This is a genomic window from Bacillus hominis (genome assembly GCF_018332515.1).
Taxonomy (GTDB): Bacteria; Bacillota; Bacilli; order Bacillales; family Bacillaceae_G; genus Bacillus_A; species Bacillus_A hominis.
The window spans coordinates 1-22,966 of sequence record NZ_BOQD01000119.1; the positions used below are offsets into that span (position 1 = coordinate 1).

A 22,966-nucleotide genomic window follows, 5' to 3' on the forward strand; every position below is an offset into this window, starting at 1 on the left:
GTATGCAAAATATATTTAAAAAATATAAAGGGAAGAATATTGTAATAGGTACTCATGGAAATATTATGGTATTAATAATGAATTATTTTGATTCGAAATATGATTTTCAGTTTTGGAAAACACTTCATATGCCCGATGTGTATAAATTGATTTTTGATAATAATGATTTCATTTCTGCTGAAAGAATAGAAAAAACCGGTCATCAGACAAACATTTTGTAAAAGTTTATCAAAAAAAGAGGAAAGAGAGAAAGTATTGTAGAAGTATGACTTTGTAACATAAAAAATATTGGTTAAAGGAGGCTGTTTACATGTTTGAGAAAGAGAAAGAAGGGCTTATTGAAGTTCACAACGTATATGAAATCGCACCAGCAGATGGAGCAATTATAGGTATGGCAACGGAAGAAGAAATGGAGATTGCTGCTGAACTAGAGTTACAGTACTATGCCCATTCTCGTTTATTAGAAGCAAATATTCAGTTAGACGGTTCCTCCTATAAAGAGTTACTTCAGGAGTTCCAGGAGTACGAAAGAAAATCAATGAATTTTTGGAGAGCAATACATAAACGTTTAGCTGTGCCATGGGCATGGGTATTACGTATTGATGTTGCGAATGGTCCTATATATGTAAGCAATGGGAGTTCGTATTATGAAGAAGTTGATGATGACGAAGAAGACTATGAATAGAATAGATAAGTAAGGAAGCAGCTTTAGTTGCTTCCTTTTTTTATATACAATGAGTGAATGGCTTCAATGATAGCATCTGGACGATCGTTTTCTATCCCGTGACTAGCATGTTCAGCCAAAATGTATTGGCTGTTTATTGAGAGATTTAATTGTTCACGAATAAGTTCTTGCCACATATCTTCAAGTTGTGTAGCTTCTTCTTTTGGCATACCGCCCTCAATCAATTGGGCAATAGAATATTGAGGATCTCTACCGATAACAATTAATGGTATTTCTAATGTTTTATGTTGTTTTTTTATTGAGCGAGCACAATTTTTCCACTCGGACAGTTCAGAAGCTATCGTTTTATATAATGAAGGAGATGTAGAAAATTTGATATGCTGTTTTGTTGTATTGACGAGCATAGGTTTTAGTTCAGTATAAAGTGCATCTGCATCCATGTTGGAGTAAGTACGATATTTTTGTAGCCAAATATCATCAGAATCGGTTTGATCAGAAACTGGTAAATGAAGCTCATCTAATCGGTGTAAGTTCATGGAAGTAGAATCAACTAAAATAAGTGCTTCAATTTGATCCTCATGGAATATCGCAAAATGTTGTGCGCATAAACCTCCATAGGAATGACCGATTAAAATGATTGGCTCGTAAATATCTAGTTCGTGTAGTAACATATGTAGTTCTTTTACAACTTGCATTGTTGTACATGGATTAGTTCCCAGCTCACTTTCTCCATAACCTGGGCGATGGTATGAAATGACTGTATAGTTTTGTGAAAGCTTTTCGATAATAGGAAGCCAATCATAAAATGAGCATCCCATTCCTGTTTGAATGACTACAGTTTGTTTACTACTACCTCTCATATATACTTCTACATTTTGTCCAAATATCTCTACTGATCTATTAATAGTAATACCCCCTAAGCTTGAAATACTTTTTGGCAAGTAAAGACGATACACCAGGCACATATGCCGAAGAGTATAGATGTACTAAGTGAACAGGAGTTCTTTAAACCGATATAAACAATAAATAATAGTAATGCAGATGCAGGAAATCCATATAATACGCCTAAAGCGAATTGACTTAACTCTTGTTTACTCCCACCTTCGAAAGAAATCCAAAATAAACTAAGTAAACTCACAAGAGGAAGGGCAGCAATAAAACCGCCTATCGTACTATAATGTTTAGCGACTTCAGTAATAACGCCGATAATAAGTGCGGAAACGATTACTTTAACGAGGAAATGCATATTTTGCCTCCGTAGCTAATAACGAAAAGGCTTTTTCTATTAATTGTTGCTCTTCTTTTGATAACTTTGATTTTAATATTTGTATCTTTTCTTTATCTAGCAAAGTATGCTTTTCTAATGTTTCAATTCCTTCTTTCGTTAATGTAAGGTTCACAACTCTTTCATCTTGTTTATTTCTTTCTTTAATGATAAATCCTTTTTGAATAAGGCGTTTTACATGTTCGGACGCTGTGTTATGAGATAAACCAAGTTCAGAAGCAATTTTTCCAATTGTTATATCTTTCTCCCGAGAAGTGATTTGTAAAATACGAATTGCTTGATGAGAAAGATTGTCTTCATATTCATAGCGTAAGTGGTAGTAGATTGTCTCCCAATGTGGATTAATGTCTTTCATATTATAATTCCCCCTGATTTTTATATCGTATTATAAGATATATTCGCTGTGTAAGAATTAAAATCCTGTTATTTTCATAATAAATGTTGAAAAAGTTTATTTTTATTGAAATATAAGGTAATCTATGTGTAAAGGTATACATTTAGCAAGAGAGAGGATGATAGCTGTGAATACATTTAAATGGATTAGTCATGAAAAGATGTATGTAGATCAAATACATGTTGAAAAATGTGGTCCTCTTTCAGTCGGCGTATATGGAGGAAATCAAGAGAGTGATGCATATGAAAGAGGAGATGCAGTGCTAGCTTGGTGGGATCCGAAATTAGAATTTGAATTTGTTATGATTTTTGATACACATCATAAAACGAAAAATATACATTATATAATAGAAGCGATCTCAGAAAGAGAAGAAAAACTAAAAGAGTTATTCTCATACCCAATCCATTTAGCTTTTCATCATACACATATGTATTTATTAGCGTTATTTACAGATGAACTATTTATCGAGAAATGTGACCAAGATGATGAGGAACTTGCATGTTTAATTTGTTTACGAAAAGGTGAGTTCTTATATTGGCTATCAGTTGGTGATTGCTTCGCGTATTTATTCCATTCAGAGCAAGCGAAAAATGGAAAAGGTAGGCTAAATAAGCGTAAGAACTATGAATATATAGGAAGAAAAAATGTTTTTGCAGCGAATACACCTTGCTTTACATCAGGGATAAGGGGATTAGAAAAAGGTCAGAATCATATTGTAATGGCAACAGATGGTATTTTAGAATGTGATAAACGAAAGTTTGATGATGATCAATCTTTAGTAGAAATATTACACGACGGAACTTCTTTACAGATTGAGCCTGTATTAACAAATGTACTTCAGTGGAAAGGTAGAGATTGTGCCACTATTATTGGATGGTCCATCGATACTGAAAATAGACAATGTGCTAATTAATAAATGAAAAAGAGTTCAAGGTTTTTTGTCCTTGAACTCTTTTTTGTTAAGAACTAGTAACGAGTAACGCATGGGGATGCTGTGTTTTATACTCCTCTTTCCATGGAATGTTTAGTTGTTCCCACGTTTCTCCGCTATCAACGGATTGAAACACGCCATTGTTATTTAAAGTGTAAAACGTATGTGGTTCGGCTGGATTTGTAGCAAACATCGAAATGACCGTACCGATTGCAGATGGTAGTCCTTGCTGTACTTGCTTGAAAGGAGTATCTTTCGTTTTTCGATATATATAAGATTCATAAGGAACGCGGTGATGAGCGAGATCAGCACTCGGTGCGGCAGAAACGAGAATTGTATCGCAATCAGCTGGATCGATAGCCATGCCGTATAGATAATGCTGTTCGAGTCCTTCGCTACATGAGATCCAGCTGTTCCCATTATCATAACTTTCAAGATATGCACGATCAGGGCCACTCATAAACCCGTCACCGCATGATGCATAAAGGCGATTTGGGGCATCATGGTGCATAAATAACTGATGGGCATCGATAGGAGCACCGAATTTTTTATCAATCCAGGTGTGTCCGTTATCGTTACTTTGAATAACAGCACCAGCTTCGATTGAAACGTGAATTGTACGTTGATTGTTTGGATCAACTGTAATCCAGCGTACGTGATGTGTAAAAGGTCTAGGCGGGAAAGCCCACGTGTAGGAAGATAATAATGATTTCATATTTTTAAGGTCAGTCCACGTTTCTCCGCCATTTTCTGAACGGAATAAAGCACTAGGTTCTGTGCCTACATAAACGACGCCATATCCGTTAACTTGTTCATTAGAGCTTACCGTGATGGAAGTGATGGAAGAATGTAAAATGCCATCTTCTTTCGGGAAATCAAAATAACGATAAGAATCACCAATCGGTCTCCAGGCATCTCCGCCATCGTCACTTAGCCATAAACCTCGTCCAAATGTCCCGCAATATACACGATTCGTTTGGAATGGATCCACGGCAATACAGGTAGGTTGCATATTTTGTAAATGATATGTGGTTTCATAGTTACCATGTCGTTCTTTTACTAAAACAAGTTCACGTTCCATACAAAGAAATAATCGTTTCAATTTGATAACCTCCTTCAAATTTTCTTCATTAGTAAACAATATGAAACTAAAAAAGAAGTAGTCTTATTTTTTGTTGAGAAAAAGGACTTGTTTGAAAAGAAGCGAAGAGTGTATACGGAAGGAAGAGGGATAAAGGTAGGGAGTTTGTCGCATACTAGCATACAGATATTGCACTTAAAGGAGCATTAGTATGGGACATTCACATGATCACGGTCATTCGAAAAATAAAAAGGCGTTACTAATTGCCTTCCTACTAACGACCAGTTTTATGATTGCTGAAGTTATTGGTGGATTTGTAACAAATAGTTTAGCACTATTATCTGATGCGGGGCATATGTTAAGTGATGCAGTATCCTTAGCGCTGAGCTTACTTGCGTTCAAGCTTGGAGAAAAAACAGCAACGGCTGCAAAAACATACGGGTATAAGCGAGTCGAAATGTTAGCGGCATTATGTAACGGTGTCGTACTTATTGTCATTTCTATATACATTTTTATTGAAGCAATTCGTCGTTTTAAAGAACCAGTTGAGATTGCTAGTAATGGAATGCTCATTATTGCTGTACTTGGTTTGCTTATTAATATTTTATCAGCTTGGATATTAATGAGAGGCGGAGATGTGAAAGGTAATTTGAATTTAAGAAGTGCTTTCTTACACGTACTAGGCGATTTATTAGGTTCAGTCGGAGCAATTATTGCTGCGTTGCTTATTAAATTTTTTGATTGGAATGCCGCAGATGCGGTTGCTAGTATTCTTGTGTCTATTTTAGTCATTATAAGTGGATGGCGTGTAACACGTGATACAGTTCATATATTAATGGAAGGCGCACCGCAGCACATAGATGCTGAAGAGGTGAAAAATACATTATTAAATATTACGATTGTAAAAGAAGTTCATGATTTACATATATGGTCTGTAACATCAGATTTTCAAGTGTTAACTTGCCATCTTATTATTAAAGGTAATGAAACGCAAAGTGTATTGAAAGAAGCAATGGATGTATTAAAGAGAGAATTTCATGTAGAACATGTCACCATTCAAGTAGAAATTGAGGGTGAATTTAATCATAGTGAGACAACTTGCAAAGTATGAAAGAAAAAGGGTACGAAAAAGTGTCATAACATTCTTCGCGTGGCATACATATATATAATGTGGCCACAAATACTTTGTAAGGTAAATATTTCATAAGATTACTTTACTTATTAAGAATCATCTTTTATAATCAAAAGTGGTAATTGATAAAGATTATCATTTTCAATGATCGTAGGAAGGAGTTTTTTAAAAGATGAGTAGTCAACTCCGTTTTACTGTTGAAAATCGTAAGAGGCACTTAATTGATGAGTTAATTGGAGCAGGGGTGTTTAAAGTTCGTGATCGGCAATTATACGAGCTTTCTTTAGAGGAATTGGAAAAAGAGTACGAGCATATTGAAGAATTTGCAGACATTCAGGCATAGCCATATAGAGTAGTAAAGAAAGAGCATGTTACATAAAAGTGTAACATGCTCTTTTTTGTTTATGAAAAAATATTGTAGAGCGGTTGGTGTTGAAATACTAGCAGGATTTTTAATTTGATTTTTTTTAGCTTTAGGTAATGCCGCAATCGATTCACCAGCCCTTGTATTGTAATAAATGATGTGTGCTCTTTTGAATACGAGGAAATATAAGTATTACATATGAGCTGAGAACAGCGGTGCAAATCTTTGTTATGGCAAATATTAAAAAGGTTATTATTATTTGATGGTTCTTTTTAAAGAAATAAAAATATAACATTTTTTATATTTTTCATTGCGAAAAGCGCAATCTACTTTTACAATAGAAAGGGTTGTGAATATATTATACTGGAAAAATAAATCGAAATAATATGAAAATTTTGTTTTGTCTTCGCTAATTGTACACTACATACACGTAAGACGACATACGTCATGTTATCGACTTGTAAGGAGAGAAAGAAATGAAAAGTGTAAGATTACCATCGATGCCAGAAATTATAATTCTTTTATTACTATTTCTTGCTGTTGTTTTTTCCTTCCAAACGATTTTTGATCTCCCAATTCAATTAGCGCTATTTATTTCATGGTTTTTAGTAATTGCGCTTGGATTAAGATTAGGATTTCGTTATCAAGAATTGCAAGATGCAATTACGAAAGGAATTTCTAACGGATTAGAAGCAATACTTATTCTAGTTGCAGTAGGTGCTTTAATTGGAACATGGATTGCTGGTGGGGTAGTACCAACATTAATCTATTACGGATTAGAATTCATTCACCCTAGCATATTCTTATTGGCAACATTAATTATTTGTTCGATAACTTCTATCGCGACAGGAACATCTTGGGGAACAGTAGGAACAGCAGGTATTGCTATGATGGCGATTGGTGAAGGGCTTGGATTACCACTGCCGCTTGTTGCGGGTGCAGTTCTTTCAGGAGCTTATTTTGGAGACAAATTATCACCACTTTCTGATAGCACAGTTCTTGCAGCTTCTATGGCGAAAGTAGATGTTATTGCTCACGTTCGAGCTATGCTCGTATTAGACGTTCCGGCTTATATTATTACCAGCATTATGTTTACTGTTGCTGGATGGATGTATGGCGGGGATAATGTAGATTTAAATAGAGTAGAGTTTTTAAAAGAATCTTTATTAAAACACTTTGATATTAAAATATGGATGCTTGTTCCTGCTGTAATCGTTATTGTGCTATTGGCGATGAAGAAACCATCTATGCCAACAATTGCTATGGGAGCTTTAATTGGTGCAATTTGGGCAACTCTTTTCCAAGGAATGCACTTTGGAGAGGCAATTGGAACAGCATATAACGGATTCTCAATTCAATCTGGCGTTGAGTTTGTCGATAAGTTATTAAATCGTGGTGGAATTAACGGTATGCTTGGTTCAGTGGCCGTTATTATTTTCGGCTTAGGTTTTGGTGGACTACTTGAAAAGCTAGGTGTTCTAAAAGTAATCGTATCAAAATTTGAGAAGAAATTAAATTCTGCAGGTAATGTAACATTGTCTACATTAATCGTAGCATTTTTAGCGAATATATTCGGTTGTGCGATGTACGTATCACTTATTTTAACACCGAAGATTATGGAAGATAGCTATGATAAATTAAAAATAGACCGCCGTGTATTAGCGCGTAACTCAGAAGTAGGGGGAACGTTAACTTCTGGTATGGTTCCGTGGTCGGATAATGGTATTTTTATGGCTGGTATTTTAGGTGTGGCAACGTTCTCATACGTTCCGTTTATGTGGTTAAGTTTCGTTTCATTAATTTTGGCAGTTATTTACGGATATACAGGCAAATTCATTTGGTATGTAGATGACGCTGAAAAAGGAAAGCAAGCATCATAAAAAAATACCTTCTGCGATGGCGGAAGGTATTTTTTTTTATATAAGAGTGAGAATTCTTATCATTTGGATGAAAGTCTGTTAAAATAAGAAATGTAGGTATTTTATTTTCAAGGGGATGAAAAAATGGAGTACAGAATTGAAAGAGATACATTAGGAGAAATGAAAGTTCCAGCTGATAAATTATGGGCAGCACAAACACAGCGTAGTAAGGAAAATTTTCCGATTGGAACAGAGCATATGCCGCTTGAAATTGTAAAAGCATTTGCGATTTTAAAGAAGAGTGCAGCGATTAGCAATCAAAAATTAGGGAAGTTATCAGAAGAAAAAGCACAAGCAATTGTGGAAGCTGCTGATGAAGTTATCGCAGAAAAATGGAATGAACATTTTCCACTTGTCGTATGGCAAACAGGTAGTGGTACACAATCGAATATGAATGTAAATGAAGTAATTGCAAACCGCGGTAATCAAATTTTGAAAGAAAAGGGATCTGACGTACATATTCATCCGAATGATGACGTGAACATGTCTCAAAGTTCAAATGATACGTTCCCAACGGCACTTCATGTAGCGTGTGTAATTGCGGTAGAAAATCATGTATTACCAGCTATTACGAAATTAAAAGAAACATTAGCAGGAAAAGTAACTGCATTTGAACATATTATTAAAATCGGTCGTACGCATTTACAAGATGCAACACCTTTAACGTTAGGACAAGAAATTAGCGGATGGCACCGTATGCTTGAAAAAACAGAGCGTATGATTGCAGACAGCAATACATATATGAAAGAGTTAGCAATTGGGGGTACTGCGGTTGGAACTGGAATTAATGCGCACCCTAAATTTGGTGAGATGGTAGCAGAAGAAATTAGTCTATTTACAGGTAAACAATTTGTTTCTGCACCAAATAAATTCCACGCGTTAACGAGCCATGATGAAGTTGTATTTGCACACGGAGCATTAAAAGCATTAGCTGCTGATTTAATGAAGATTGCTAACGATGTGCGCTGGCTTGCAAGTGGTCCACGAAGTGGTCTTGGGGAAATTATTATTCCTGCAAATGAACCAGGAAGCTCTATTATGCCAGGGAAAGTAAATCCAACGCAAAGCGAAGCGCTAACAATGGTTGTAGCACAAGTCATGGGGAATGACACAACAATTGGATTTGCTGCGAGCCAAGGTAATTTTGAGCTAAACGTATTCAAACCAGTTATCGCTTACAACTTCCTGCAATCTGCTCACTTACTAGCTGATGCAACTGTTTCATTTAATGATAAATGTGCAGTCGGCATTGAAGCAGATGAAGAAGTAATTAATGAAAATGTAAATCGTTCATTAATGCTTGTAACCGCACTAAACCCACATATCGGGTATGAAAATGCTGCGAAAATTGCAAAGCATGCTCATAAAGATGGATTAACTTTAAAAGAAGCAGCACTGCAATCAGGATTACTAACAGAAGAGCAATTTGATGAAATTGTAGACCCGAAAAAAATGATTGCTCCGAAAGAATAATAGAAGAGGCCAAGGTTCTTAGTTTAGAATCTTGGCTTTTTTATCGCATATTAATTTTTAATTCCTTGTGGAAAAGTAAATACACATAAAGGGTCATATTTTTTACTAATTTTTCTTAATTTATTCGCGTGTGTTCCATAATAAGCGTTCATATAATCTTTCAAATCGCTGTATGGGAAATTGACGAATGAGCCTTCTGTTATGGATTCTATATAGTCAAATCGTTTTTCTAACCATTGGGAATTATCCTTTTTAAAAATCGGATCTTCCCATATAGTTTGGATGCCTAAAATATAATGTGCATCGCGGTAATAAAAAGCGCTCGCATCTTTACTTATATCCTGAATTTTTCCTCCAAGGGGGTAGAGACTTATAGCTGCAAAAATACTGCCGGAGGCTCTATCTTCAATTAAACTAATAATTTTTTCGATTTCTTCCTCGTTATATTGTTTATGAACGAACCGGCCTGTAGATTTAAATTGTTCAGACGGTGGATATGAAGATTGTACAATGTCCATTGCTTCAAGAAAACTAATATATTGTAAATTCACATTCACACCCTTTATATTGACTAAATCTTGTAAAATGAATGCTGCATCTTCAGGGGTACCGTAATATAAACCTCGTCCATACATTGCAAGTCCTTCCGCAGCAGAGTTGTATATGCTCGCACCAATTGTCATTTTACTATTTAAATTTACTAGCCATTTTTGCCATGTGTGAAGAAATTCCTTTTGGATGTCTACTGAAGCGTTAGGCCAATATAGTTCAACGAAAGTAACTTTATCAACTATTGGAGGGAGTTTAAAAGTTAACGAAACAATGATGCCAAAATTTCCGCCACCTGCCCCGCGACAAGCCCAAAATAAGTCTTTGTGGCAAGTTTCATTAGCTGTAATTACTTTACCTTTATAGTCGATTAATTCTAACTCTATTAAATTGTCACAACCAAGGCCGAAATACCTACTAGAATAGCCCCAACCTCCGCCTAAAGTGTATCCACTTACTCCAACAGTTGGACAAGTTCCTCCTGGAAATGGATAACCTCTTGAAGAGATAAAGTCATAGATTTGTTTATTTTGAACACCACCTTGAATGACTAATGTATTTTTATGTTCATTAAGCTGCATACAGTTCATTTTACTTATATCAATTACGAGGACATTGTTGCCGACAGAATATCCTTCGTAATGGTGTCCACCAGAACGAATGCGAATAGAAATTTCATTTTTTCTCGCCCAAATAATCGCATTACTAACATCCCATTTCGTAAAACAATAAATGATAGCTAAAGGAAATTTTTGAATAGATCGATTCCATTCCTGTCTAGCTTCTTCATACTCACAATCATATCTTGTAATAATTTCACCTGTTAATCCTTCATAACTTAACTCATACATAATAAGCACCTTTCATTCATTTTGTGTAGAAGTTTACTTTTTTAGAAATAGTGTATGTTTATATCGTTTGTTTGTGATGGAGGGGTAGTATCTTTATGTAATAAAAAAACAGACTAACTATTGGGTAGTTAGCCTGAGGGGAGAATAAATATGTAAACGGCAGTTTTGCTTTGGGAGGACATTCAATTCTTATATAGTTATCCTAATAGCATAGAACTGTCTCAAACAAAACTATTCATTTGAGGTACTATTGATTATTTTTACATTTGGCCAGTTTTCTTTTAAGAGTGAAATGAATTTCTCCTCTTCTTGTGGTACGAAAGATGTTACTGAGTCGAATAAATTATAATGAATTTCTATTTGCTGTCTTGTCCAATTTTCTGAACGAAGCTTTTTACCAGAGTATTTAATGTGACGTATATCTTCAAATGGAATTTCAGTACGGAGTATGAAACCATGTTTAACAACAAGGGTAGATTCCGTTATTTTGTAATGAGAAAAATAGAAAGAAGAGAAATTCACGATATTTAAGAGCATCATGAGAGTGAAAAAAATAGAATTCTCATTTTGAAAGAATAGAGAAATGAAAAAAACAACTAAAAACAATGAGATTAAAATGATATGAAATGGATTTTTTTTTGCTTTAAATTTCAAGTAACTCACCTCGGTATACCAGTTATTAAAATAATTAAATCACAATATTTTAATGAAACGTAAAAATATGCAACATTACATATTTTTACGTTTCATTATTCGTGTAAACTTTTTTTGATGGGGTAAATTTAAATGAAGTTTTACAAAAGTGGAGTTGCATAAAATGATTTGCAGAAAAAGCATTAAAGTAATAGTCATAATTAGTTGTATGATGATGATTAGTGGTTGTTCAAATAGATTCGTTGAGGATGGAAATCGAAAACATGTATTTGTACAAGCAAGTAAAGTTTTAGTAGAGGTTGTTTATAAAATATATAAAAGGTAAAAGGTGTTTCCATATGCGGAAACACCTTTTTTGTAGTTAAAATTGAATGCTGGAAGGATTAGTCATGTTTTGTTTCACAGCCCATAATAATTAGTTTGTTAAAATACATTCGTTTTTCGGTGTGATAAGTCCTGGGTATCATATTTAGATAAACATTTTTATAAAAGTTTATAAAATAGGTAAACGAAACATTGAAATGTTTACTTTTTATATGTTAAGATGATGAAGTGATAATAAACGTTAGTGTAATTTGTTTGTTTTTAAATAAACCTTTTGAAGGAGTGTTTAGTATGAGTGATATATCAGAGAAGTTTTGGGATGCGTCGGTAGAGGAATTGAAGAAAGGGTATGTATTTGACGAGGTAGCAGAGGAGTATATTTGTTTAGCTTGTGGAGAAACGTTTATCAAAGGGGTTATTTATCAAGAAAATCAAGTTTTGTATGAAGCAGAGAAGTTTGTACAGTTGCATATTCAAAATGAGCATACGTCTATGTTTGAATATTTATTAAATCTTGATAAGAAGTTTACAGGTTTAACTGATTTGCAAAAGAAAATGGTTCAGTTTTTCCATATGGGACTTAACGATAAAGAGATTGTAAAAGAAATGGATGGCGGGAGCACGTCGACGATTCGTAATCACCGATTTACATTGCGAGAGAAAATGAAGCAAGCGAAAGTATTTTTAGCGTTAATGGAATTGTCAGAAGAAAAATCAAAAGTTCAAACTAAATTTGTACCGATTCATAGAACAGCTACGATGGTGGATGATCGATACAATATTACAGAGGAAGAAAATGCTGAAGTTTTAACAGCGCATTTTACAGAAGGTTTGGATGGACCGCTTTCTAAATTTCCGAAAAAGCAAAAGCGTAAATTAATTATATTACGTCATTTAGTGAAGAAATTCGATAGTAATAAAAAATATACTGAAAAAGAAGTAAATACAGTTTTAGAAAATGTATATCCGGATTTTGTAACTTTGAGAAGATATTTAATCGAATATGGTTTTTTAGATAGAACAGCTGATGGAAGCCAATATTGGGTGAAGTTATAAGAATGAAGCGAAGAAAATGAAGAGATGCACATAATAAAAACAACTATACAAAGAGATAGAGGATTACAGATACGAAAAATATGTTAAAGTTTTATGATGAATTTGAAAATAGTGAGTAGAAGAAGCATTTGCTTTAACGAGCAAACAGTATAGAAATGGTTGGAGTAATTACAATTATTTGAGCACGGATTTAACCGTGCACATTTTAAATAAAAGGAGAAATGAAATTTGAACCCACCTACAGATAACAATAAAGAAGGTGTAGAGTCACAGAAGTCAGAAACGGAACATAAGCCGATATGGAAATCGATGTCCATGTTTTTAGTGCCGTTACTTTTAAGTAATGTATTACAATCAGTTGGACAGTTATTTGGAATGGTAGTAGTAGGAAGATGGCTTGGCGTAAATGATCTAGCAGCTATATCGGCATTCTTCCCGTTATTTTTCCTGCTCGTTTCATTTGTAATTGGAATTGGTTCTGGTAGTTCAATTTTAATTGGTCAGGCATTTGGTGCTAAAAATGAAGAGCGCTTAAAAGCTATCGTTGGTACGACGCTGACGTTTACTTTTATTATCGGAGTCGTGCTGGCGATAATAGGTAGTATTTTTGCGATGGATATTATGCGCCTTATGGGAACGCCAGAAAATATTATTGAAATAAGTGTGCATTACGCAAGAATTTTATTTATATCTATGCCAGTATTATTTTTATATTTTGCATACACAACATTTATGAGAGGTACAGGAGATTCTAAAACGCCATTTTACTTTTTAATCGTAAGTACAGCACTAAATATGATCTTATTGCCAGTTCTTATTTTTGGTTGGTTAGGAGCTCCAAAATTAGATGTTTACGGAGCAGCCTATGCTTCGGTTATATCTACAGTTATTACGTTTATTGTCATGCTAGTGTATTTAAAGAAGAAAAATCATCCACTACAATTAGACGGGACAGTAAGAAAATATCTTCGTATGGACTGGGAGTTATTAAAGTTATTGTTACGACTTGGTATTCCAGCGAGTATTAATATGATATTAGTTTCATTATCTGAAATTGCGGTAATCGCGTTTGTAAATCGTTACGGTTCGGATGCAACAGCTGCTTATGGTGTTGTGAACCAAGTTGCAAGTTATGTACAAATGCCAGCCGTTAGTCTTGGTATTACTGTCTCCATTTTTGCGGCGCAATCAATTGGTGCTAATCAATTTGATCGATTGCAGAAAGTTGTAAAGGCCGGAATTATCATGAATTATGTCATCGGTGGTGTATTAATATCTCTTATTTACTTGTTCTCAAGAGATATTTTAGCACTATTTTTAACAAGTCAAAATACAATTGACATTGCTCATAGTCTAATCATGATTACATTATGGAGCTACTTAATTTTCGGTCATGCACAAATTATTAGTGCGACAATGCGAGCAAGTGGTACTGTACTATGGCCAACTGTAATCAGTGTTGTATCAATTTGGCTTGTTGAAGTACCTGTGGCGTATTATCTTTCTTACCATACGAGCCTTGGAATAGAAGGGATATGGATTGGGTATCCAGCGGCATTCATTGTCAGCTTAATATTACAGTACGCATATTATAAGCTTTCATGGCAGAAGAAACGAATTACACGATTAGTGAGCTGAAAGATAAAAATGTCCCTAAGTCATATAGACTTGGGGACATTTTTTGTTGATGAATGCTTATAAATAACTTTTTAAAGTTATGTCAAAATGTTGTCTAATGAGTTTTCCATTATTCATATAAAACTCCCAAGCTGTATCTGGTTCACCGATAATTTCAAAGGAACCTTCTGTAATATATAAAGCGCAATTATCTTCTAATGCAACGCCCTCTATATTACCTTGGTGAGTTTGTAAAAACGTATGGAAGGCATTCATTCTATTTAATTGATTGTAATGGGGACAAAATCTTTTGTTAACAATACTCCAGCCACTACTTTCTATATAACCAGAACTTTCATAATCTGAACGAATACTAGATGTGAACCAGCACATCGCACCGGCACTATATCCTGCAATAAGTGTTCCGTGTTTTAAAGCAAATAGTAACTTTTCATCTAGTTTATGTTCTTTCCATTGTTCAAGCATATGAACGTAATTCCCACCGCCAAGATAAATTAAATCGGCAGAATGAATCATCTCATCTAGTTCATATTTAGTAGGTGTTTCGGTTATAATGCGTAAAATTTGAACCTCACAATGTAATTGCTTTTCAAACGTTTCTAAAAATAACTTTATATATCCTTCATCATCACGACTAGCTGTTGGAATGAATAATACTTTTGGGTATTGTTTATTTGTTAATTCTATAAGTCGTTCATTAATATGCAAGTGATTTGGATCTTGTAAATCACCGCCACCAATGACAGCTAATTTCATAGTAAAGCACCACCTAATAATATTTGTTATGTAAAAATTCGATAGTGGGGAGTTACATTCCTTCTGTGATTTAATGAATAAGGGGAAATAAAGCAAACAATATATTGAAATAGCATGAGGTGTCGATAGCTGTAAATAGAAAGGAATTAGAAGCAGTTTATCCCGCTATTTGCAGGCAGTAAGACTCCCAGCTCAAAATTCGACTGGAGCAAAGCAGTTAGGTGGAAGCCCTGCTGCCCATAAACGCCCGATTGGTGAGGGCTAATAATCAGTGGGGGATGAACAAAACCCCCACTGATCACTGATTAAAGTTTCACTTTATAATAAGAGTTTTTAGAAAATCAATATTTTTCGTAATTTAAAGAGGTGTTAATGAAATGAAATCGTATACGCAATTTGAACGAAGAAAACACATACTAGATGAGTTAGAACAGTACAACCGAGTTATGGTGAATGATTTAGCGAAGGTATTAAATGTTACGACAGAAACGATACGAAGAGATTTAGATATGTTGCACAAGGAAGGGCAGCTTACGAAAATACATGGTGGTGCAATTAAGAAAAAAGATCAAACACTAGAATTTCATTTTGATAAACGTCGAGCTGAAAATATTGAAGAAAAACGAAAAATTGCAATGGAAGCAAGTAAACTCGTAGAAGATAATGATATTATCGCAATTGAAATTGGGACAACCACAATGCAAATTTTAGAGTACATACACGATAAAAAGAATTTAACGATTTTAACAAACTCGATACCAGCTGTAAATAAAATTATTGAGCTTAAAGAACAATATGATTCCTTTAATTGCAGGTTAATAGTCATTGGAGGAATATTGAATACAAATTCATTAGCATTGTCTGGAGAAATGACGTTAAACTATCTTGACCATTTCACTGTTAATAAGTTATTTGCTTCTTGTGATGGAATTTCTTTAGAAAAAGAACTAACATGTTCGTATATTGAAGATGCACAAATATATAAGCAGTTAAAGAATAATGCAAAACAAGTTGTAATGATGGTAGATGAGTCAAAGTTTAATTTAACAAAGTTTTATAAAAGCGGGAGTTTTAGTGATATAGATGCATTATATACAAACGCTAAGCTCGATGAATCGTGGGAAAATGTGCTAACAAGTAATGGGGTTGAAGTAATAACGGTATAGAAAAACTAAAAGAAGACTATTTCTTATTAAGTTGAGAAATAGTCTTCTTTTCTTGTTTATATGTTGTTTTATTTTGTTAATTTGTTGTTTTTACAATTAGTTAACAAAATAACAACATTGTGTTAATAATGTACTCGTACAATATGAATTAGGGGGTGGCAAGAATGCAAATAAAACTATCAAAAGCTGTGTTCTTTTTAATACCAGTTGGAATACCTCTAATATTGTTTTGGATTATTCCGAATTTCATTAGTTTAGGTATTAGTTTTACTGATTGGGATTTTATGACGAATGATTTTAATTTTGTTGGTTTAGAAAACTATTTCAATTTATTTACACAAGATTCTTTTATGCAAGCATTGCTAAATACGTTTTATTTCGGAATTGGAACAGTGATTCCAACGATTGCATTAGGTTTAGGATTCGCATTATTCTTCCGAAAAAAATTTAAAGGTTCCGCATTGTACCAATTAATGATTTTTTCACCTTGGGTAACGCCAACCATAGCTGTATCCATTGTGTGGTCACTCTTATATGAACCTCAATTTGGAGTTATTAATAAAGTTCTAAACTTTTTCGGGATACCAGGTTTGGACTGGCTTCAAAGTAGTCAAACAGCGATGTTAGCAGTCATTATTGTGACAGTTTGGAAATTAGTTGGTTGGACGATGATCTTCTATATCGGTGCATTAGAAAAAGTTCCAGATAGTTTATATGAAGCAGCTAGTATTGATGGAGCAAATGCATGGCAGAAATTTCGATATGTAACACTGCCAATGGTTTCATCAACAACTTTCTTCTTAGTTGTTGTCAATACAATTTCTTCGGTGCAAGCTTACGATCAAATAAAAATTTTAACACAAGGTGGACCTAGTGGTTCGACGCGTACGTTACTTTATTTATTCTTCCAACAAGGGTTTGAACAATTTGATATGGGATCTGCGACAGCAATCGCATTTATCATACTAATCATTACAATTCTACTATCTGTTATAAACAAAATAATAGGTGACAAGTGGGTGAACTATTAAGGTGAATAATATGAAAAAAGGTCCATTAATCGTAAAGCATCTCTTTCTAGCGTTATCAAGTATACTATTTGTTTTTCCATTCATATGGATGGTACTTGGTTCGTTTAAAACATCTAGTGAAGTGTTACAAGGAGGTTTTTGGCCTAATGAATTTCACTGGGAAAATTATCGTCAAGTATTAGATATCCTTCCATTTAGCACATATTTATTTAATAGTTTCTATACTTCTTTCATCATTACTATATATGTACTTGTTTCGTCAGCACTTTTTGCTTATATGTTGGCATTTTATAAGTTTAAAGGTAAAAATATTACGTTTAGTGTTGTGATGGCAACCTATATGATCCCTGGAGCTGTATCGTATGTTCCTGTATATGTAATGTTAGGGAAGTTTGGGCTACTGGATTCACATTTTGGATACATGATTTCTATGGCTGTTAGCGTATTCGGTATTTTCTATTTAAAACAAACGTTCCACAAAGTTGGTTTTGAAATAGTAGAAGCAGCCAAAATTGATGGGGCAAGTGATTGGCGTATTCTTTGGAAGATTATTTTCCCAATGACACGATCATCATTTGTAACACTGGGATTGGTCACATTTATTGGTAACTATAATAATTACATTTGGCCAGCTCTTATTTTGAAAGATAATACACAAAAGTTAATTACGAATGGAATTGCTGATTATTTCATTAATAGTTCTTTAGGACGAGATTGGTCACACATTATGGTTGCAAGTACAATCGCAACGGTGCCGCTCTTAATCGTATTTTTAATTCTACAAAAATGGTTCTTATCTGGTGTTACTGACTCAGGAATAAAGGGGTAATTAAATATTAAAGGGGATATGTGGGATGAAAAAAATATTCATGCTTCTAACAGTTTTAACATTGTTTGTTAGTGCACTTGCGGGTTGTTCAGGAGGAAAGGGAAGTACGGTTAAAGCGAGTAAAGAAGGCGAGAAGGTTGTTGTTCCATTCATAAATGGAGTGGGAGGTTCTCTTGCAGATGGTGTAGACAAGATTGTGGAAGAATACAATAAAAGTCAGGACAAATATGTAGTGAAAACGACGAAAGCGGGTAACTACGATGAGTCTTATCAAAAGCTACAAAGTGGATTTGCAGCGAATAACCAAGAAGCAATCGCATTACTAGGTTCAGACGTCATTCAAGAATATGTTAAAAAACAGTTAATTGTACCGTTAGATGAATCTGTTAAAAATGATACTGAATTTAAAAAAGAAGATTACGGAAAAGGTTTTATGGAGCAAGCGACAATTGACGGGAAGTTATATGGAATTCCGTTTTACGGTACAACACAAATCTTTTATTACAATAAAAAAGCATTAGCGGAAAATGGCTTTACAAAAGATGATTTAAAGACGTGGGAAGGTGTAGAAAAGGTAGCAAAAACAGTCGCAAAACGTGGTGAAAACGGAAATGTTTCATATGCTGGCTGGATGCCAATGTGGGGGACGTCAAACTTAATTGATGCGGTCCGCAGTGCTGGCGGCAATGTATTAAGTGAAGATGGAAAAAAAGTATTAATTAATGATGATACTTGGGTTACGGTATGGGAGAAATTCCGCACATGGCTTCATGAGGATAAAATTATGAAAATACATTCAGGTGGAACTGGATGGGAATATTGGGATAAAACAGTAATTGATTTAGTCGAAGGTAGAACATTAGGGTTCACAGGATCATCTGGTGACCAAGCATTTGTTTTTAAATCATTAGGTAAAGGAATGACAGAAGAAGAACGTCTTAACACTTTTGAAGCATTACCTCAACCAGCTTGGGGGAATAATAAACCAGCGCCAAAATTAGAAACATACTTATTCACATTAACGAGAAATATTGACCCAGAAGTAGCAAAAGGTGCATATGACTTTATGAAATTTGCGACAAGTACTGAGAAAACGGCTGAATGGTCAATGGCAACGGGCTATATCCCTGTTCGTAACAATGTAACAGATTATGGTCCATATGCTGAATTTGTTAAAAAACAACCACAAGCATTAGTTCCATTAGAACAAGCTAACAATTTTGGAGTGGGACCATTTGTAGATCCAACGGGCGGTAAAATTAATGACGCTTTAAATGTAGCTAAAGATAAAGTAGAGATTGAAGGAGTTCCAGCGAAAAAAGCATTAGATGAAGCAGCTAAAGTTGCGCAAGAAGAGTTAGATAAAGCTCTGAAGAAGAAGAAGTAATATTACCAACATGAGGTACTTGTTAACGAAGGAAGTGCCTCTGAAATTCCTTCATTAAAACGTAAAAGGTGTGAGAATGATGATCGAAATAACAAGTATGATAACACTCTCTCCATTCGTAAAAAATAAACATTGTTTCCAAATGGATGAAACTGATATTACAAACTTTACATTAACGATTGATCAAGGGGACAGCCGGAAAATTCCGCTTTTATTAATCTTGCGAGACCCTAACGGTTATGTACGTATACAATACCAAACTCCAATTGTAAATGAAAAACTAGTCGTTTCAAAAGATTCAATGTTTTGTTCCGCTGGTTGTATTGGAGGAGAAATCCAGTCAGGTAATTGGGAGTTAGAAGTCGTCTATATTCCTCATTGTGCAAAGAAAGTAGTAAAGTTTACTGGAGAAAAAGTTGACTATACAATAAATATAGTAGTGAATGATCAGTTGGAACGTAAGTATAATAGAGAGCATTTTTGTAAGGGAAATGTTTTTATCGATGAAGACAGTTTTAATAAGGTAGTAAATGAAGAACATCGCTGGTACAAAGGGGATTTTCATGAACATACAGATTTAACAGATGGCGAGATAGATGATGAACTTGGAATGCAAGTATGTGAAAAACAAGAATTAGATTTTTTATATGCGACGGAGCACAATATTGTTATGCCATCGTATCAAAAAGGAAACACATTAATTATACCATCTATGGAACTTACAACTCCTTTCGGTCATTACAACATATTTGGTATAAGAGAATTCATTGATTTTACAGAGTATGTAGATGAATCATTTAGCGCTGAAAAAATGAATGCACTATTTTCACTCATGAAAGAAAAAGGCTATTTATTGAGTGTGAATCATCCGTTTATGAAGCCTTGGGCGAACCAAGTGAATATAAATCTAGAAAATGTTCATACGATGGAAATTATGTGTGATCCAACTTATAAAAAAAGTAAATCATCTACTTTAGAAGCTTTACGTTGTTTCGATCAAATGTGGTCAAATGGTCTTAAAATCTGGGGAATAGGAGGAAGTGATTCTCATTTACATCCGTCTAAAACATTCCCAGGATCAAAAGACCCATCCATTTACGGTGATCCAGGAACATATGTATTATGTAACGGTTTATCAATTAAAAACTTAAAATTTGCGATCAAAAAGGGACGGATTTATTTCTCTCGATTTAGAAAACTAGCGATAGATATTCAAAACGAAGGTGAAACGATTTATGTCGGTGATGAGGCTAAAGGAAATATTATTTACAACATTTCTACTGACAAACCGTGTGAGTGGAGACTAGTAATAAATGGGCAAATAATTGAACAAAAATCTGGCAGCGATGTAACCTTTGCATTCTCTTTAAATGAAGGGGCGTACGCTAGAGTTGAGGGATGGGAAGAGGACGAATTAGTAGCGTTTATTAATCCTATTCATAATAAAGTTCAGTATAAAAATATAAAAACATGGAATGAAGTTATAGGGGGAATAAAAGGTGAATAAAGCAATTATTTTTGATAAAGATGGAACATTAATACAGTTAGATTCAGTTTGGTACAAAATTGTGCATCGTGTGTTAGATGATATATTTCAAACGTATCCAAATGAAAAAAGTAAACGAGATGACTACTTAACGATTATTGGTATGAATGATAACAATTTTGAGAGTACGAGTTTACTAGCTTGTCGCACAAATTACTTTATTGCGGCTGCATGGTATTCGTTATTAGAAAATCAACATGTGAATAAAGGGGATTTTATTCAAAATGTATGTCTTCTATTCAAAAAGTACTCTACAGCAGATGATCTTGTATTTACAGAAGTGGAAGGTGCAAAGGAAACGTTACGATATTTAAAAGACAATGAATATATTATTGGGGTTGTTACGGCAGACGATGTTGATGCAGCGATTCATTCTCTAAAAATGACTGAGTTATATGATTATGTAGATTTTTTAGGTGCAGATGACGGTGTGAATAGAACAAAACCTGAAAGTGACTTTTATCATATGTTTAAAGAAAAATTTTCATTAACTGAAGAAGATGTGCTAATGGTAGGTGATACATTAACAGACGTTACATTTGCGAGAAATAGTAACATTAAAGTAGTGGGCGTCTTATCGGGTGCGAGCAGGAAGGAAGATTTAGAAGGGAAAGCGGATTATATTTTAGACAGTATGAAGGATATTTCGAAGATTTTATAAAAAGTGCCCTGAGTATTTTCAAAAACAGTATGTATAAAAACAGCTCGAATTCTAGGAGGATATTATGGCTCAACTATCATTCAAAAACATTTACAAAAAATATGATCATGATGTGACAATCGTAAAAGATTTTAACCTAGAAGTAAATGATGGAGAATTTATCGTTTTGGTTGGCCCTTCAGGGTGTGGGAAATCTACAACATTACGTATGATTGCAGGACTTGAGGAGATTTCAGAGGGCGACTTTTATATTGACGGAAAACGTGTAAATGATATTTCGCCGAAAGATAGAGATATTGCAATGGTATTTCAAAACTATGCACTTTATCCACATATGAGTGTGTATGAAAACATGGCATTTGGATTAAAACTACGAAAGTATAGTAAAGAAGAAATTGATAAGCGTGTGCAACATGCAGCAAAAATTCTTGGGCTTGAGCAGTATTTAAGCCGAAAGCCAAAAGCACTTTCAGGTGGGCAGCGTCAGCGTGTTGCCTTAGGCCGAGCGATTGTTCGAAATGCAAAAGTATTTTTAATGGACGAGCCTTTATCAAACTTAGATGCGAAGTTGCGTGTTCAAATGCGTGCTGAGATTACAAAATTACACAAGCACCTGCAAACAACAACTGTGTATGTTACACACGATCAAATAGAAGCTATGACGATGGCAACGCGCCTAGTTGTCCTAAAAGATGGTATTGTACAACAAGTCGGTACACCAAAAGAAGTGTATGATAATCCAGATAATGTATTTGTTGGCGGATTCATTGGTTCTCCTGGAATGAATTTTTTCAAAGGAGTATTAACAGATAATGCAGTTATGATTGATAAGTGGAAAATTGAAGTGCCGGAAGAGAAGGTGAAAGGCTTGCGAAATAACGGCTATACGAATAAAGAAATCATAATAGGAATACGTCCAGAAGACTTTTATTATGGAAAAGCAATCGAGGCTTTATCATATAACGCAAAAGTAACAGTACCGATTGATGTAGCAGAATTAATGGGGGCAGAAACATATCTATATTCTAACATTAATGGCCAATCCTTTGTAGCTCGTGTGGACACTTCTTTAGATGTGCAAAGTCAATCAAATATAGAGTTAGGTTTAAACATGGACAAAGTTCATTATTTCGATTCAGAAACTGAGAAACGGATTGTTTTATAGATATTAATTAAGGTGATTATATTTTAAAGTTTCTTCAAATACTACAATTAAATGTATAGTAAAGAAGTCGATTATCCTTTAATTTACAG

The 22,966-nt window shown here is 34.4% G+C and carries 23 protein-coding genes and 1 pseudogene; 17 read left to right on the forward strand and 7 right to left on the reverse strand.

Annotation, left to right across the window (positions count from 1 at the left end; translation table 11 throughout):
- Window positions 1–221: pseudogene (locus KI356_RS13235) on the forward strand (histidine phosphatase family protein); the annotation flags it as partial.
- A gap of 89 nt (window positions 222–310) precedes the next feature.
- A complete protein-coding gene (locus KI356_RS13240) occupies window positions 311–685 on the forward strand; it encodes a hypothetical protein (RefSeq protein ID WP_000461761.1) in 375 nt (124 codons plus the stop codon).
- A 23-nt stretch (window positions 686–708) separates the two neighbouring features.
- On the opposite strand, the gene KI356_RS13245 is transcribed toward KI356_RS13240, so the two are convergent.
- The 3 genes from KI356_RS13245 to KI356_RS13255 are packed head-to-tail and all read right to left on the reverse strand — an operon-like array spanning window position 709 to window position 2,325.
- Window positions 709–1,650, reverse strand: coding sequence for an alpha/beta fold hydrolase (locus KI356_RS13245; RefSeq protein WP_212935643.1), 942 nt, complete (start codon window positions 1,648–1,650; stop codon window positions 709–711).
- Window positions 1,602–1,931: a DUF3147 family protein gene (locus KI356_RS13250; RefSeq protein WP_002118065.1), complete on the reverse strand. Its 330-nt coding sequence runs from the start codon at window positions 1,929–1,931 to the stop codon at window positions 1,602–1,604. Before KI356_RS13250 ends, KI356_RS13245 begins: the two co-directional genes overlap by 49 nt.
- Window positions 1,915–2,325, reverse strand: a complete 411-nt coding sequence (locus KI356_RS13255; RefSeq protein WP_128281518.1) for a MarR family winged helix-turn-helix transcriptional regulator — start codon at window positions 2,323–2,325, stop codon at window positions 1,915–1,917. The genes KI356_RS13250 and KI356_RS13255 overlap by 17 nt, the downstream gene beginning before the upstream one ends.
- 124 nt (window positions 2,326–2,449) lie before the next feature.
- On the opposite strand from KI356_RS13255, the gene KI356_RS13260 reads away from it, so the two are divergent.
- On the forward strand, window positions 2,450–3,277 hold the full coding sequence (locus tag KI356_RS13260; protein WP_002118069.1) for a PP2C family serine/threonine-protein phosphatase: 828 nt from the start codon (window positions 2,450–2,452) through the stop codon (window positions 3,275–3,277).
- A 46-nt stretch (window positions 3,278–3,323) separates the two neighbouring features.
- On the opposite strand, the gene KI356_RS13265 is transcribed toward KI356_RS13260, so the two are convergent.
- Window positions 3,324–4,397: a beta propeller repeat protein gene (locus KI356_RS13265; RefSeq protein ID WP_128281513.1), complete on the reverse strand. Its 1,074-nt coding sequence runs from the start codon at window positions 4,395–4,397 to the stop codon at window positions 3,324–3,326.
- A gap of 190 nt (window positions 4,398–4,587) precedes the next feature.
- Here KI356_RS13265 and KI356_RS13270 point away from each other — a divergent pair, with 190 nt between their 5' ends.
- From KI356_RS13270 to fumC, 4 genes are all read left to right on the forward strand, one after another.
- Complete coding sequence (locus tag KI356_RS13270; RefSeq protein WP_212935644.1) at window positions 4,588–5,487, forward strand: cation diffusion facilitator family transporter; 900 nt, start codon at window positions 4,588–4,590, stop codon at window positions 5,485–5,487.
- Between the two features lie 193 nt (window positions 5,488–5,680).
- Window positions 5,681–5,851, forward strand: coding sequence for a Fur-regulated basic protein FbpA (gene fbpA / locus KI356_RS13275; protein WP_212935645.1), 171 nt, complete (start codon window positions 5,681–5,683; stop codon window positions 5,849–5,851).
- A gap of 497 nt (window positions 5,852–6,348) precedes the next feature.
- On the forward strand, window positions 6,349–7,752 hold the full coding sequence (nhaC, locus tag KI356_RS13280; RefSeq protein ID WP_002118077.1) for a Na+/H+ antiporter NhaC: 1,404 nt from the start codon (window positions 6,349–6,351) through the stop codon (window positions 7,750–7,752).
- A gap of 123 nt (window positions 7,753–7,875) precedes the next feature.
- Window positions 7,876–9,264 carry a class II fumarate hydratase gene (fumC, locus tag KI356_RS13285; RefSeq protein WP_002118079.1) on the forward strand — a complete coding sequence of 463 codons (1,389 nt, stop codon included), beginning with the start codon at window positions 7,876–7,878 and terminating at the stop codon, window positions 9,262–9,264.
- A gap of 50 nt (window positions 9,265–9,314) precedes the next feature.
- Here the strand turns inward: fumC and KI356_RS13290 are convergent, their stop codons facing one another.
- Both KI356_RS13290 and KI356_RS13295 read right to left on the reverse strand, forming a co-directional pair.
- Window positions 9,315–10,664 carry an FAD-binding oxidoreductase gene (locus KI356_RS13290; RefSeq protein ID WP_212935646.1) on the reverse strand — a complete coding sequence of 450 codons (1,350 nt, stop codon included), beginning with the start codon at window positions 10,662–10,664 and terminating at the stop codon, window positions 9,315–9,317.
- A gap of 231 nt (window positions 10,665–10,895) precedes the next feature.
- Complete coding sequence (locus KI356_RS13295; RefSeq protein ID WP_212935647.1) at window positions 10,896–11,318, reverse strand: PH domain-containing protein; 423 nt, start codon at window positions 11,316–11,318, stop codon at window positions 10,896–10,898.
- Between the two features lie 163 nt (window positions 11,319–11,481).
- On the opposite strand from KI356_RS13295, the gene KI356_RS13300 reads away from it, so the two are divergent.
- From KI356_RS13300 to KI356_RS13310, 3 genes are all read left to right on the forward strand, one after another.
- On the forward strand, window positions 11,482–11,643 hold the full coding sequence (locus KI356_RS13300) for a hypothetical protein (RefSeq protein ID WP_002118090.1): 162 nt from the start codon (window positions 11,482–11,484) through the stop codon (window positions 11,641–11,643).
- A 290-nt stretch (window positions 11,644–11,933) separates the two neighbouring features.
- Window positions 11,934–12,698 carry a DUF2087 domain-containing protein gene (locus KI356_RS13305; RefSeq protein ID WP_128281508.1) on the forward strand — a complete coding sequence of 255 codons (765 nt, stop codon included), beginning with the start codon at window positions 11,934–11,936 and terminating at the stop codon, window positions 12,696–12,698.
- A 228-nt stretch (window positions 12,699–12,926) separates the two neighbouring features.
- On the forward strand, window positions 12,927–14,336 hold the full coding sequence (locus KI356_RS13310) for an MATE family efflux transporter (protein ID WP_212935648.1): 1,410 nt from the start codon (window positions 12,927–12,929) through the stop codon (window positions 14,334–14,336).
- A 57-nt stretch (window positions 14,337–14,393) separates the two neighbouring features.
- Here KI356_RS13310 and KI356_RS13315 read toward each other — a convergent pair whose 3' ends face one another.
- Window positions 14,394–15,092 (reverse strand): peptidase E, encoded by a 699-nt coding sequence (locus KI356_RS13315; RefSeq protein ID WP_128281506.1) that lies wholly within the window; start codon window positions 15,090–15,092, stop codon window positions 14,394–14,396.
- A 377-nt stretch (window positions 15,093–15,469) separates the two neighbouring features.
- Between KI356_RS13315 and KI356_RS13320 the strand changes: the two genes are divergently transcribed.
- The 7 genes from KI356_RS13320 to KI356_RS13350 all read left to right on the forward strand — a co-directional run bounded on the left by KI356_RS13320 (window position 15,470) and on the right by KI356_RS13350 (window position 22,877).
- Window positions 15,470–16,258, forward strand: coding sequence for a DeoR/GlpR family DNA-binding transcription regulator (locus KI356_RS13320; RefSeq protein WP_128280387.1), 789 nt, complete (start codon window positions 15,470–15,472; stop codon window positions 16,256–16,258).
- A 164-nt stretch (window positions 16,259–16,422) separates the two neighbouring features.
- A complete protein-coding gene (locus tag KI356_RS13325) occupies window positions 16,423–17,289 on the forward strand; it encodes a carbohydrate ABC transporter permease (RefSeq protein WP_098767629.1) in 867 nt (288 codons plus the stop codon).
- Between the two features lie 10 nt (window positions 17,290–17,299).
- On the forward strand, window positions 17,300–18,118 hold the full coding sequence (locus KI356_RS13330; RefSeq protein WP_128280386.1) for a carbohydrate ABC transporter permease: 819 nt from the start codon (window positions 17,300–17,302) through the stop codon (window positions 18,116–18,118).
- A gap of 25 nt (window positions 18,119–18,143) precedes the next feature.
- A complete protein-coding gene (locus KI356_RS13335) occupies window positions 18,144–19,505 on the forward strand; it encodes an extracellular solute-binding protein (RefSeq protein ID WP_212935649.1) in 1,362 nt (453 codons plus the stop codon).
- Between the two features lie 79 nt (window positions 19,506–19,584).
- On the forward strand, window positions 19,585–21,012 hold the full coding sequence (locus KI356_RS13340) for a CehA/McbA family metallohydrolase (RefSeq protein ID WP_212935650.1): 1,428 nt from the start codon (window positions 19,585–19,587) through the stop codon (window positions 21,010–21,012).
- Window positions 21,005–21,712, forward strand: a complete 708-nt coding sequence (locus tag KI356_RS13345) for an HAD family hydrolase (RefSeq protein ID WP_212935651.1) — start codon at window positions 21,005–21,007, stop codon at window positions 21,710–21,712. The genes KI356_RS13340 and KI356_RS13345 overlap by 8 nt, the downstream gene beginning before the upstream one ends.
- A 64-nt stretch (window positions 21,713–21,776) precedes the next feature.
- Entirely contained in the window at window positions 21,777–22,877 is a 1,101-nt protein-coding gene (locus KI356_RS13350) for an ABC transporter ATP-binding protein (protein WP_212935652.1), read from the forward strand.
- The last annotated feature ends 89 nt before the right edge of the window (window positions 22,878–22,966 follow it).